Origin of the sequence: Tardiphaga robiniae (assembly GCF_001618955.1) — a bacterium.
In the GTDB taxonomy this organism is placed as follows: Bacteria; Pseudomonadota; Alphaproteobacteria; order Rhizobiales; family Xanthobacteraceae; genus Tardiphaga; species Tardiphaga robiniae_A.
Genome location: NZ_LVYV01000055.1, coordinates 185,263 through 198,401, shown reverse-complemented (window position 1 = coordinate 198,401; position 13,139 = coordinate 185,263). Strand labels below are relative to the sequence as shown.

Genomic DNA, 13,139 nt, shown 5'->3' with positions numbered 1-13,139 from the left:
CTGGAGACAACGAGATGCTGGCCCATCAAAATGCTCACCCTGAAAAACCCGCACGGGTTGTCGTGCTGGGTGCTGGCGGCGTGCTCGGCAAGCCGCTCCTGGCGCGTCTCAAGGCCGACGGGGTCGTGGCGCTCGGCGTCGGATCAGCGGATATCGACCTGCAGGCTGCGGACGCCAGCGATAAATTGCAGCGCCTGCTCAAGGCTGACGATGCCGTGGTGTTCCTGTCGGCGCTGACACCAGACAAGGGGCGTGACGTTGCCACCTTGATGAAAAACCTGCGGATGGCCGAGGCGGTCGCCAGTGCCGTATCCAGCGTCAAATGTCGGCACGTCATCTACATGAGTTCGGATGCCGTCTATCCTTTTGGCAACGGGACGGTTGATGAGACGACGCCGGCCGATCCACTCGATCTCTACGGTGTCATGCACAAGGCGCGCGAGGTCATCATGATGAGCGCCGTGCAGGCCGATGCGTTGGCGATCTTGCGGTGCACGCTGGTTTGCGCTGCCGACGATACGCACAATTCCTATGGGCCGAACCGGTTTCGTCGGCAGGCCGCCAGGGATGGCAAGATCACGCTGGGCGGCGAAGGCAAGGAAACCCGCGACCACGTCTTCGCCGATGATGTGGCTGAACTGATCCGGCTTGTGCTGGTGCACCGGTCCGCGGGCCTGCTGAATGCGGTTTCGGGCCGATCCCATTCGTTTGCCGAGGTTGCTCGTCTTGTCGCCGCGACATTCGTCCCGCCGGCCGAAGTCAGTTTTTCGGGCGGTGGTGGTGCGGTGACGCATCGGCACTTCGATGTCACAGCGCTGCATCAGGCGTTTCCGAACTTCCACTTCCAGTCGCTGGAAGCTGTCGTGGCAGAGGTGCATCGGCGCGGCGAGGGCAGGAGCGATGGCTGAGGTCAACCTGCTCAAGACCTATCCCAAGGCCGTGCGCGACATCGCGCAGCGTGTCCAGGGCAAGGAAGCCAATCGCGAACTGGCTTTAAAATTTGGCTTCGAGTATTTCGACGGGCCGCGCGAGCAGGGCTATGGCGGCTATCGTTATGACGGACGATGGGTACCGATCGCGCAGACCTTCGTTACCCATTTTGGACTGAAGCCTGGTGACCGCGTGCTCGATGTCGGCTGCGCCAAGGGATTTTTGGTCAAGGATCTCACCGATGTCTGTCCCGGCCTCGAGGTCTATGGCCTGGATATATCGGAATATGCGCTGACGCACGCACATGCGGATGTCGCGGGGCGAACCGTGCGGGGCTCCTGCGATGCGCTGCCTTTTTCCGATCGGAGCTTTGATGCGGTGATCTGCATTAACACCATCCATAATCTTGATCCCGAGCACTGTGCCATAGCCATCCGCGAGCTGCAGCGGGTGTCGAAGGGGCAGGGATTCATCCAGGTCGATGCTTACCGCAGCGCCGCGGAACGGCAGCTGTTCGAAGACTGGATGCTGACGGCCAAGAGCTATTACATGCCGGAGGCTTGGGAAGCGCTATTCGCATCCTGCGGTTACACCGGAGATTACTATTGGACGGTGCTTCAATGACGTGTGCAATGGGAGCATCGGCCAGAACTGATCTGTACCACTCGTTCCAGCAAGGCGGATGCTGACATGCTCCGCGCCTTTTCCATGCGAGGACGCGACACTCTCTCTCCTTTTTGGACGTTGTTCTGGATTCTGGTTTGCCTGCATCAGCTATATTACGGCTGGTTTTTGATACGATCGTCTTTCGTGCCCTATGTTATGGATGGCAACGAGACGTTCTCGGTCTGGTGGCATGCGCATAATCTCTACAGCTTCTCGTTCTGGAAATCGTTCGGATTGACTGACGAATCGTTTAGTTTTTCTGCGGCGGCCCATCCGTACTTTCATACCCATCAGGGCAACATGCCCCGCCTGTTCGGCTTTCTGATCTACGCGCTCGGCGCGCGGACGGTTGAGGCACAGGTGATTGTGACAACGCTGATCATCGGCAATCTGACGCTGTACTTCTGTTACGCATCGATTGCGAAAATAACGCACCCCGCGATTGCGTTCGTTTTCTGCGTGCTGCTGTTCTCCGATTATCTGCTTTATGCGCAGTGGCACGTCGTCACCTATCGCGTTTGGTACGGATTCCTGTTCTTCGGAACCTGGTTCGCCATCGTCGGCGCGTCCGAGGAACGCAAAGTGTGGCCTTACCCACTTCTTGGCACATTGTTCTTTCTGCTGTTCTACTTCGAATTGATATTCGCCGCTTACGTATCGGTCATTGCAGGTCTTCTGGGTCTCTGGCTGCACTGGGGAAAGCCAAAACGGATTGTGGCACTCTATGCCGTGCAGGCTACTGGCCTCGTCGCTGGCATCGGATTGCTGTTCGGGCAACTCGTCCTGGCAATGGGCTTGGATGTTATCAAGACGGACTTCACCACGACGTTCCTGGCCCGCAATGCGGCCGCAAACGGCGCGTCGGTCGAGTCGATCGGTGAATTCTTTCACAACCACAACATCGTTTTCTGGATGAATTTCAGGGACGGCGCGGTGCTTCGCTCGATGGCTGCATTTGCCAGGTCCATTGGCGCCGGCGTATTTCAGGTCTGGACGCCGGCATTCTTCATACTCGTCTGTGCATCGCTGATCGGCGTCATCGTCTCATTCCTCGAGAGAAGGCCACGCCCTTGTGTCGCCGGTTTGTCTGCTGGAGGCGTCGGGCAAGGTCACGCGATGTTTGGCTTCTGGAGCGCCGTGGGCCTCAGTCCTGATCGCCACGTTCAGCTGGTGCGTTGCGCCGGTCTCGCTACGCTCGTGGCCGGTGCGGCCCTTGTCCTGCACGAATTGTTGACGGTCGGTCTTGTGTTCGGAATGGTGCCAAGCTCGCCGTATCCCGGCATGAGATTTGTGTTGTTGGTCGCGATGGTCGCATCGCTGTTAGTTATGTTTGTCGGCCATCTGTATCATCCGGTGGTCAAGGTCGTCGGTCAGGCTGCGATCTTTTCACTGCTTGCGATGATGGTAGCTGTGCTCGCAGTCATCATCTTTGAAGTGCCGATTGTGCAGCGGCTCGCTGACCTGATGGTCTTACGTTCTTTCGATCTCATTCTTGTACTCGTTCTGACGGGGGTGGGGCTCGCGCTTGGCCATTTAGCTTCTCCGTCCCTGCTACCGGTCGTGCGTGGAGCAATGACGTCGGTGTTGATCGCCGTCCTGATCGCCAGAAGCTATCGGATGTTCGATCAGAACTATAGCGACGTCTGGCTGATGGTTTATCAGAGCGCGGAGGTGCGAATTCTGGTCAGGGTAGCCATTCTATTGGCCGCCGCCGGCGGGATGGCCTTTGCGGTCATGGGAGCACGCCAGTCGTTTGGTGAGGCGTGGAAGACCTTCATTGGTCGTTCGCTGGCGCTGTTTACGCTCGGTCTTGCCGGCTATGCCACCATCTACGTTCTTTCACCGGGATACGTTTTCAGCGGGTATGTGGAGCGACTGGCACCCTTCGCAATATTCTTTCTGATGTTTATTCCTGCCATTGCCATCTGCGCTGTCGCCGTTGCCGGCTGCAGATATTCCAGAGCCTTCACAGCACTTGATTTCCAATGGAGCCTCAAAGCCAGCCGTATCTGGGTGCCGGTGTGTGTCGTATTTGCCATCGCGACGACCTCGCTGCTCTGGATCAAGGTCCAGATGTATTATGCAAAGCTGCTTCCATCGAACTATCTCACGTTCGCCCGGACGTTGACACAGCCTCCCTTCAAGGGAGCTTCCTTCGCCGTCAATAACTATGCCGCGGTCGTGGCCTATTACACCCGCAGCTGGGCTTACATCGACGCCATGCAGAAGCCGTCGATTGATTCAACTAGTGATGCGGAGCAACGTCTGACAGATCGATCGTATCATTGGTTCGCTGATTGGAGCTCCAATAGCGACTACCGGTATCCGCAATACTACGCCTGCATGAAGATGCAGTCTTTCGATACGGCGCTGGCCTTGCGCGATCCTTCGCGCTCTGCCGGCCGCGTTCTGTTTTGCGACAGCGAGACAGAAAAATGGAGGGAGTCGCCATTCAACGACAAAGTGGTGGCGGCAGATGCGACGCCCGCACGGTACTGGTCGATCGTGGAGCTTGGCAAATCGCGCCCGCGACTTGAAGGGATCGAGACCCAGGTTCAGTTGCGCGACGATGGCTGGCTCATTCAGGGGCTGCCTATCGTGCGCCATCGTCCGGAGGCGCCGGTCACCTCACGGACATTCGAGCTTCTTGTCGGGACGCAAGCGAGTTGCAGCGCGGCGGCGCCGGAGATGAAAGTCGTTCAGACCTCCAACGGTGATGTCCCTTTCAAACTGCCATCAGGTTTCCATGGCAGTGTTCGGGTTCGGGCCTGGGTTGAATCCGTCGATGGTGTCAGCGACCCCAAATCTGGCAACGTCTGGGTCAGTCATACTGATGCGACAGGGGCGCCGGCGCTGACGCGATGTCCGAATGTGCTGGCCTCCGGTCTGTTCACGGACAGCAATCTGTCGAGCATCGCGGCCGGGTGGGGCGGGCGGGAAGCATGGGGGGTCTGGACGGTCGGCCGGCGTGCTACCTTGCCACCGCTGCCGCTTCCAGGTGAAGCCGTGGCGGCGGATTTCGTGCTCGAAGCGGTGGTCCGCAGTTTTCTGCCAGGAGCCGGGAAAGAGCAGAGTGTCCGCGTACTCGCCAATGGCGAGCCCATCGCAAATTGGGCCTTTTCAGCAGCAGATTCCCCGCGTGTCGTTACGGCCCGGATCCCAAGGTCCGTCCTGGCCGGTCATTCGAGCCTTCGGCTTTCTTTCGAGATTGCCAGTCCTACGTCTCCGGCAAGCCTGGGTGTATCGGCGGACAACCGTGCTCTCGGGATCGGCCTGGAACAATTGACGATCAAGGAAATACAACCTTGAAGCGGTCGGTCAAAAGAAGTCTGTTGGCAATACCCGGAGCTGACATCATCCGCGCTGTCGTGGTCTGCAAGGTGCACTGCTGTTGACAAATCCGAGCAGGTTGTCTGCATCGTCAAATATGGTTGGGCCAGGTTGCCCGAGTTCGATCTGAAGGAAGAAATCATGTCATCTCCCGAGCGTGCTGACGATGCCTCGACCCGTGAAGTGCAATACAATCGGTTGCTGGAGGTCGCTGAGCATCACGGGCGCACAGAACTCGGCCTGATGATGAATCAAGCCTGGCACGATGATCCGAAGCGGCTGACCTTCACCTTTGCACGTTACAAGTTCGCGGCGCGGATGCTCACTGGCTGCCAGAATGTGCTGGAGGTCGGCTGCGGTGACGCATTTCCAAGCCGTATCGTTCAGCAGGAGGTGGGCAAGCTGACCGTGACGGACTTCGACCCGATCTTCATTCAGGAAGCGCAGCGCCGTAGCGTTGCAGGCTGGGAGCTGGCAGGCGCTTTCGTCCACGACATGCTGTCGGGTCCGCCGCAGGGCCAATATGACGGTATGTACGCGCTCGACGTCCTTGAGCACATTGTTCCGGAGAACGAGGATCTGTTCCTGTCGAACATGGCCGCATCGCTCGATCCCAATGGCACCATGATCATCGGTATGCCGTCTCTGGAGAGTCAGCCTTACGCATCAAAGTTGAGCAAGGAAGGACACGTTAACTGCAAGAGTCAGCCGGCGCTCAAGGAGACGATGCAGCGGCATTTCCACAACGTTTTTATGTTCTGTATGAACGATGAAGTGCTGCATGTTGGTTATCACAAGATGGCACATTATGTACTGGCGCTTTGCTGCAACAAGAAAGCTTAAAATTAGCTTCTAGTGCCGAGATTCGGCAGCAATATCGATGATCCTACATTGCTCTTTTTCGCATCGAGAGTGTTAAGATGAGGACAAGAAAAAGGCTGGAGAGGCTTGCGGCCAAGTAAGGCATAAAGTTTGGCTCATATTCAAATCTGATCGTTTTGGTACCACCTCGAATTATGGCTCCACGCATTATTGAGTTAACTCGATAAGTAGTTATTTTCAATCCATCAGCATATGTCACCCACCCCTTGAAATACTGATCGTTGAGGACAACTAGCCCTGATGCATCGTTAGGCACGTCAATTTCGACGATGGTTGGAGATAGATCTCGAACAGTAAGTGGCTTCGCGGACGACCGTTGGCCAGATTCGCAGGCCAGTAGTTCTCCATTATTTTCTACGAATGGAGCGGTTGAAATGTTGTGAATGTCTCTGACGACGAGCGAGACATCATTCGGCCCGATTGGTCGGCACGAGCTGGCAAGATACGCGCGAGGTGTAGTCTGTTCGTCGACGTATCCAGAGAATCGAGCACTGCCAAGGTCGATTGGGGCTAGTCCACTCTCGCATCCTTGATATTTGGCGATCTCGTCAATGGTTCCGCCGCGGTAGGCGACGATTTTGTTCACCGAGATTGCGTTGAACCGAGTGCGGTATGCACAATAGGAGGTCCAGCGAATTAACTCCTGCTCTGGCCCGGTTGTTAGATCCGAAAATCCACGCCAATCTCTTATCGTAGTTGTGATGGGAGGCGCGTCTTTCGCGATATCCAGCCCGGGCTGGAAAAGAAATTTTTGGAGGCTATTGAAGGTGATTGGATTCCTCGATCCGAGAACGTTTAGGTCGTAATTCATGTTGCTGTCGGCTGAGAGGGCAAGCAGACTTGTTGCGATGCGATCGCCTTTCTGCAAACCAGCTCTTGGAATCTCGGCAGCAGGCCAAGGCCTCGCCTCTTTGATATAGAAGTACACCCAGCCTGCTACTATGACGCCAATGCTGCCAATGATCGGAGCAAGAAGCCGGGTGTTACGATAATTGAACGATATCGCTGTGATCAACGCAATCAAGAAGGGGATGTAGCGATATCTGTCGCCTGCGAGGGTGAAGCCGTATCGAATCTGAAGCGTAGCATCTGCAATGAATATAATGAGCGCAGCAACTGCTGTCCTCGATGTTGGGCGAATTACCATCCAAGTCACAGCGCATGCAGACAATAAGGAGGTGATGCTTAAAATGCTGACTTGTTCGAGAATCGAGAACGATCGTACGATTTCGCTGCGGTAGTTTGATAGTATAATGTAGCCAAGGGTAAGAGTTCCAATGCCTATAATTGCGAAGGACAAAATGGCATCGGTGCGGGTATGTTTTTCAATTGAGGTCAAGCCTAGAGCGATCATCACGGACAGCAGAGCCGCTAGCACCGGGCAGGTATAGCGGGCTAGATGGACGAATTCGAATGGCCAAACAGGCCAGTTAAGCATTCCGTAAAAAGAAATGGTGCACAACGTGAAGATGACGGTACCAGCGTAGATCATGCGCTTTCTTTGAGCGGTGTGCGCGCGGAAAGCGTGACAGACGCCCATTGATGCCAATAGGCTGCCGACAGCGTAGTAGGTAATCGGGAAGTCTTCGGACGGCTTCAGACGTATTGCGACGTCATGAGTCCAGTTTTCGTAAGGCGTTACTCCCATCGACCAAGGGAAAACCAGATTCAAGAGGTTGACGGCAGTAATCCTCCATCCGCTCAGATCAAACGGGTGCCCAGTGAATGCATCTTTTGAAACTACGAACTCGGCAAATGGCATAATCTGCGGCATTGCCGTCAAAATAGCTAATGCGCAAGCCGCTAAACAGACAGCGATGGCAGACCTAGCTCTAGCGTAGTCATTCTTGGTGTCAATGGTAAGGAACGCGATGAAGAAGAAGGCCGTAAAATAGCAAGTGCATAGTATAATCTGTGGCTGGCCCGAAAGTAGCAGGAGCACAACAGATAGCCAGAGGCCAACAAAATGCTTCGCTGATCGTGGACATGCTATCAGTTGGGAAATGCAGTACAGTATCCACGGAAGGATCGGAGTCACGGCGTACCAAGAGGGTACGCTATAGAAGAGTGGGATATGACCAGCTGCAACGTATGAGACAGCGCCACCAATAGCGGCGAGCCTGCTTGCCCCGAGATCCTCCGCTATCGCTTCGACGCCAAGCGCGCCAACAAATAGATAAGCGCAAAGCAAAACGGTCCACCAAATGTCGTGCCCTAGATAAGTGAGCCATTCCAGCGGATTGAGGAGTTGATACTCGTATTGCTCGAGGATCGGCAGGCCGAGAATGTTGTGAGGCATCCATAGTGGCAGCCGACCTGACCAAAGTTCTTTAGCGATAAATTCACGAATTGGCCGATGGTCGGCACTAAAGGTCAATATATCCCAAATATTGTCGTACCTGATCGCTTTCGCCGTTGTGGCGGCACCGGGCCAAAATGGATACCCGCATAGGGTCGGCAACAAGTAGAGGATGAAGAGAACCGTCAGAAGAACGAGGTAGCGGTTTTCTAAGGTTGCTTTGACGGCTGAGATGGAGTTGGACGTGTCTGATATCTTCAATTGGGGGATGGTAGGCAAAATACGATCCTTGTCCGCACCACCGCGTTCTGCAGTAGATCAGTGCAATTTCGGTGAATTGCTTTGGCGCAGCTGTTGTTCGCGACCGCGCCCAACGCCCTACGACTTAGGGTTCTCTTTTCGATGATGTAGTAATATATCGCCGAAAAAAAGCAAAAAGAAGCGCCACTGTAGCACTCTTTCGTTCAATATTGGCGGCCAATTGCGCGTCCCAGATTTAGCGATATCGGGCGTAGCGCGATCGTTCCGCAGGTGGGGCTCAAGCTTGCGCGGACGCCGCGTGACCTTCCAGCATGTCGTTCTCTTCGCTTGCCGAGCGGGGAAGCGCCTCGCGCTTGATCTGGCGCCCATCGAAACGCCGCACTTCCCAAACCAGCAGGGCCAGTACCTTGGCAATGTTGATCAGGCCCTTGAGGCGCAGAGCACTTGAGTTGCGCGTCATTTCGGCGCCGGCGACGCCGACTTCGGTCATCGAGCAGCCGCTGCGCAGCAGCTTGGTCAGGATCTCGCCCTGGAACGCGAAGCCGGTGCTGTTGATGCGCAACTGACGCAGCAAGTCGACGCGATGCACGGGAAGACCATTGTAGTACTTGATCTTCTGGCCGAACAGGATGTTCAGCAGATTAGTATAGACCCGGGAGGTGAAGTAGCGCATAGGCGATTTGATCGTGCGCAGATTGGTGACGTAAGGCGCCACGAGATCGGCAGAGCCGACGGCCGAGAAGATCGGAGGCAGGCTGGCAGCCGGCATGCCGCCATCGCCGCACAGCATCATCAGATAGGTGCAGCGCGCTTCTTCGACGCCGCGCTTATAGCTTGCGCCAAGTCCGATATTGCGGGGGTTGTGCAGCACGCGGATATTCGGCAGTTCGGTCGCGAGCCGGTCCATGATCTCGCCGGTCTTGTCGGCGGAGCCGTCGTTGATCAGAATAATCTCGTAGTCACGAAAAAACGCGGTGACCTGCTTCTCGATGTCCCGCACCACGCCGTCGAGGACTACTTCCTCGTTCAGCGCGGGAATGACGATCGAGATGCTTCCCGCCAGAGCCGAGGCATTGTCACTGATTGGTCGCGACTGTCGCGAGGTCGGAGACGAAGCCGTGGTGCGATCCAGCATATGCACATCCCGTGGATGATTTCGTGAAACAGAGGGACAACTATAGACAGGTTAGCCACTCGAGGAGTCACTTTTCGGCCACACCGTGCCACAATCCGGGAGTTGGGCCAACACACGGGAGATGGCTAATTGGGGTTGGGAAACCCGAGATTTTGCAGCAAAAGTTCCAGGATGGCGCCCGTTTCGGCGCATCGGTCATTGTTCGGGCAGGGGAATCTTGCTGCCCGACCACCACCACATCACGCCCCCGGGCAAAGCCAGCAACAGTGTGAAAATGCCGAACATGACCGACGCGGCAAGGGCAGCGGCTGCCGGTACATGGATCAACGAAAAACCAGTGGCCATTGCGCTTTCGCGAAGACCCCAGCCAGCAATGGAGAACGGCAGCAGCGATATCAGCATGACCGTTGGCACTATGAGCAGGCACTGCCACATCGAGACCTCGGCACCCATTCCATTGATGAGATAGAAGATGATTGCGACGTTGATGAGCTGAAGGGTCAGGCTGGTCAGCAGGATTTTCGGCATGTGCCGCCAACCGGTGATCAAATGGCGGATGACCGACAGAGTGTCGAGGATGGCGTAAACCACCCGATATTTCTTGATCTTTGCCCGCGCGACCTGCACGAGAGCGGGATGACGTGCAAGATAGCCGACGAAGGCGAAGGCTGCGATCAGCGCGATCCCGACGATCGCCATTACGACAATGCTGTGACGCATCGTTTCGTCGCCCGTCAACTGGATCGCCCAAGGGGCGGTGAGAGACACGATCAGAAGCGACGACAGCAGGCCGATCAGTCGGTCGAGCGCCACGCCGCGGGCGCTGTTTCGCATCGGAATTGCGCATCGCCGGGTCAGGATCATGGCACGAACGACGTCGCCGCTGACAAACGTAACCAGTGCCTGGGAGAAGAACGCGCCGATCCAGTTGATTCTCACCGTCATCGCGAGCGGAACGGGATGCGCGATGATGCCCGTGATTGCTGACAGCCGGATGCCCGAGACGATCAACTGACCCACGAACAGCAGCGCGACCACCAGCACGGTCAAGGCGGGCAGGCGCTTGATGTGAAGGATGACGTCAACAATATCGATCGAGCGCAGAACGAGGGCAAACAGGCCTAGAGTCAAACCAAGCTTGACGATCGCGAGAACTACCGTCTTCATTTTTCCTCATGGTTTGGGAGCGTGTCGGCCGCTATCACTGCGACTAGGGAACAATCAGCAATTGCTTCACAGCGCAATTGATTTCGAGGATTCGAGTACCGAAATACTCAATTCAGAGATGAGAATATTTGCCGTTATGTGACTGCATGCTTCGGCGCCGCTGATGGTTCCAAAAAGAGCATTGAGGAGTGCGGTTGCATTTCGTCCGCGCTATTGACACCCCATCGGGGGCACCATAACCACCTACTTTAGCTGGTCGGTAGTGGGTCGTCGACGCAGATAATCCCGATGGGGCCCGGTCGTATCGTCCGCCAAGGGGGGAATTTTGAGCCAAAGTCATTCTGGCACCGAGATCGTGTCCCGCAGCAATTCTCTGGTGCTTCCCAGCGCCGAAAAGTCCATTGAGATGCATCGTTCGCTGCTCCGCGTACGAATGACCGAGGAGACTCTGGCGACCCGTTACACCGAGCAGGAAATGCGCACTCCGACGCATTTCGGCACCGGACAGGAAGCCGTAGCCGTGGGCGTCTGTTCGGCACTCGATGCCGGAGACATGGTCTATACCCATCATCGCTCGCACAATCATTTCATCGCCCGCGGCGGTAGCGTCTATGAGCTGGCTGCTGAACTCTATGGCCGCATCGATGGCTGTTCGCTCGGCCGCGGCGGTTCGGTTCATCTGACGGATCGCGACAAAGGTTTCATGGTCTCATCGGCGATTCTCGCTGAAACAGTGGCGACTGCCGTCGGCACTGCGCTGGCCTATGCTATGGATGGCGAGGCAAAGGTCGCGGTGTGCTTTTTCGGCGAGGGCACGCTCGATGAAGGCGCATTCTACGAGGCGATCAACTTTGCGTCGATCCGCAAGCTGCCTGTCGTCTTCGCGTGTGAGAATAACCTCTATGCGACTGAGAGTCCGCTGTCAGTTCGTCAGGCGCCGGGGTCGGACCTGTGCGACCGTCTGCGTGCGTTCAAGGTGACCAGCGAGCGCGTTGACGGCAATGACGTAGCCGCGGTCTACGATGCAGCCGTCCGCGCCGTTCAGCAGGCACGGTCCGGTGGCGGTCCAGTGTTCCTGGAGTGCATGACCTATCGTTGGCGCGAACACGTCGGGCCGATGTTCGACCACGACGCAAAGCGCAGCTATCGCGACAAGGCCGAATTCGACGCTTGGGTTGCCAGGGACCCCGTTCGGCGCTCGGCCACCCGGCTGATCGAGCAGGGCGTTGCAACGGCTGCCGAGGTCGAAGTCTGGGCTGCGGAGACCAAAGCTGAAATCGAGGCTACCGTAGAGCGTGCCCGCCAGGCGCCGTGGCCGGCAGTCGACACCTTGTTCGAAAACGCCTGATAATTTTGATTCAACCCTGAGCGAATTCATGCGCACACTTAGCTACGCCGAGGCGATTTCCGAAGCCACCGTCCAAGCGATGGAATGCGATCCATCCATTTTCGTCGCTGGCATCGCCGTGGATTATCCGTCGGGCATCTTCGGCACGACCACGGAAGCCTATAAGCGCTTCGGCAAGGCCCGTGTGTTTGATACGCCGGCGATGGAAAATGCCCTAACCGGCATCGCGATCGGAGCAGCGGCGGTCGGCAAGCGCCCAGTCATCGTGCATCCGCGCAACGACTTCATGTTTCTCGCGTTCGACCAACTGATCAATCTCGCCGCGAAGTGGAAGTACATGTATGGCGGCCGTGCCGGGACCGTTCCGATCGTGGTCCGTGCCGTGGTCGGTCGTGGTTGGGGGCAGGGCGCTACCCATTCGCAGAGCCTGCAGGCGCCGCTGGCGCATTTTCCCGGATTGACGGTGTTGATGCCGACCTCGCCGCACGACGCCAAAGGGTTGATGATGGCGGCGCTGCAGCACGACGGCCCGGTGGTCATTCTCGAACATCGCTCGCTGTTCGGCCTGAAGGGCGAAGTGCCGGAAGAGCCCTATGTGGTGCCTATCGGGAGCGCCGAGGTGGTACGCCCCGGCACCGACCTCACGGTGGTGGCGACCTCGTTCATGACGGTCGAAGCACTTCGCGCGGCTGACGAACTGGCAAAAGATGATATCTCTCTCGAGGTGATAGATCTGCGCTCAATTCGTCCGCTCGACGAAGAGACTATCCTTGCGTCGCTCAAGAAGACCGGACGCCTCATTGTGACCGACACCAGCTGGGAGATGTGTGGTGTCGTCAGCGAGATTGCAGCGTTGGCAGCAGAAAAGGGCTTTCACGATCTGAAGGCCCCGGTTCGCCGTATAGCGCTGCCGAATTGTCCGGCCCCGGTTTCGCAGGCTTTGGAAGACGTGTTCTACCCCAAGGCCTCGACCATCGCGAAAGCCGCGTTGGTGATGTTGGGGCGGACCTCGTCCAGCCTGGGCGAGATCGACTTGGTGGACGATTTCAAGGGACCTTACTGAGCAGAGGTTCGCTGCTGCGGAACCGGATTGAGATTAAATTCAGGTTGGAGCAACGGTT

Annotated in this window: 9 protein-coding genes; 6 read left to right on the top strand and 3 right to left on the bottom strand. The window is 56.7% G+C overall.

All coding sequences use genetic code 11. The features are described 5' to 3' along the window. Window positions 1-14 precede the first annotated feature (14 nt). The 4 genes from A4A58_RS27595 to A4A58_RS27580 all read left to right on the top strand — a co-directional run bounded on the left by A4A58_RS27595 (window position 15) and on the right by A4A58_RS27580 (window position 5,769). Window positions 15-908 carry an NAD-dependent epimerase/dehydratase family protein gene (locus tag A4A58_RS27595; RefSeq protein ID WP_081422103.1) on the top strand — a complete coding sequence of 298 codons (894 nt, stop codon included), beginning with the start codon at window positions 15-17 and terminating at the stop codon, window positions 906-908. A gap of 31 nt (window positions 909-939) precedes the next feature. Further along, window positions 940-1,554: a class I SAM-dependent methyltransferase gene (locus tag A4A58_RS27590; protein WP_244499889.1), complete on the top strand. Its 615-nt coding sequence runs from the start codon at window positions 940-942 to the stop codon at window positions 1,552-1,554. A gap of 66 nt (window positions 1,555-1,620) precedes the next feature. Further along, entirely contained in the window at window positions 1,621-4,905 is a 3,285-nt protein-coding gene (locus A4A58_RS27585; RefSeq protein ID WP_139069958.1) for a hypothetical protein, read from the top strand. Window positions 4,906-5,067: 162 nt separating this feature from the next. Continuing rightward, window positions 5,068-5,769 carry a class I SAM-dependent methyltransferase gene (locus tag A4A58_RS27580; RefSeq protein ID WP_068738502.1) on the top strand — a complete coding sequence of 234 codons (702 nt, stop codon included), beginning with the start codon at window positions 5,068-5,070 and terminating at the stop codon, window positions 5,767-5,769. A gap of 43 nt (window positions 5,770-5,812) precedes the next feature. On the opposite strand, the gene A4A58_RS27575 is transcribed toward A4A58_RS27580, so the two are convergent. From A4A58_RS27575 to A4A58_RS27565, 3 genes are all read right to left on the bottom strand, one after another. Continuing rightward, complete coding sequence (locus A4A58_RS27575; protein WP_139069957.1) at window positions 5,813-8,386, bottom strand: hypothetical protein; 2,574 nt, start codon at window positions 8,384-8,386, stop codon at window positions 5,813-5,815. A gap of 259 nt (window positions 8,387-8,645) precedes the next feature. Then, the gene (locus A4A58_RS27570; RefSeq protein WP_068738285.1) at window positions 8,646-9,503 is read right to left on the bottom strand and encodes a glycosyltransferase family 2 protein; all 858 of its coding nucleotides are present in this window, start codon (window positions 9,501-9,503) and stop codon (window positions 8,646-8,648) included. A 195-nt stretch (window positions 9,504-9,698) separates the two neighbouring features. Next, on the bottom strand, window positions 9,699-10,670 hold the full coding sequence (locus A4A58_RS27565) for a lysylphosphatidylglycerol synthase transmembrane domain-containing protein (RefSeq protein ID WP_068738283.1): 972 nt from the start codon (window positions 10,668-10,670) through the stop codon (window positions 9,699-9,701). Between the two features lie 355 nt (window positions 10,671-11,025). Between A4A58_RS27565 and A4A58_RS27560 the strand changes: the two genes are divergently transcribed. Continuing rightward, complete coding sequence (locus A4A58_RS27560; RefSeq protein ID WP_204378214.1) at window positions 11,026-12,018, top strand: thiamine pyrophosphate-dependent dehydrogenase E1 component subunit alpha; 993 nt, start codon at window positions 11,026-11,028, stop codon at window positions 12,016-12,018. A 28-nt stretch (window positions 12,019-12,046) separates the two neighbouring features. After that, window positions 12,047-13,081 carry an alpha-ketoacid dehydrogenase subunit beta gene (locus A4A58_RS27555; RefSeq protein WP_068738281.1) on the top strand — a complete coding sequence of 345 codons (1,035 nt, stop codon included), beginning with the start codon at window positions 12,047-12,049 and terminating at the stop codon, window positions 13,079-13,081. Window positions 13,082-13,139: the final 58 nt, after the last annotated feature.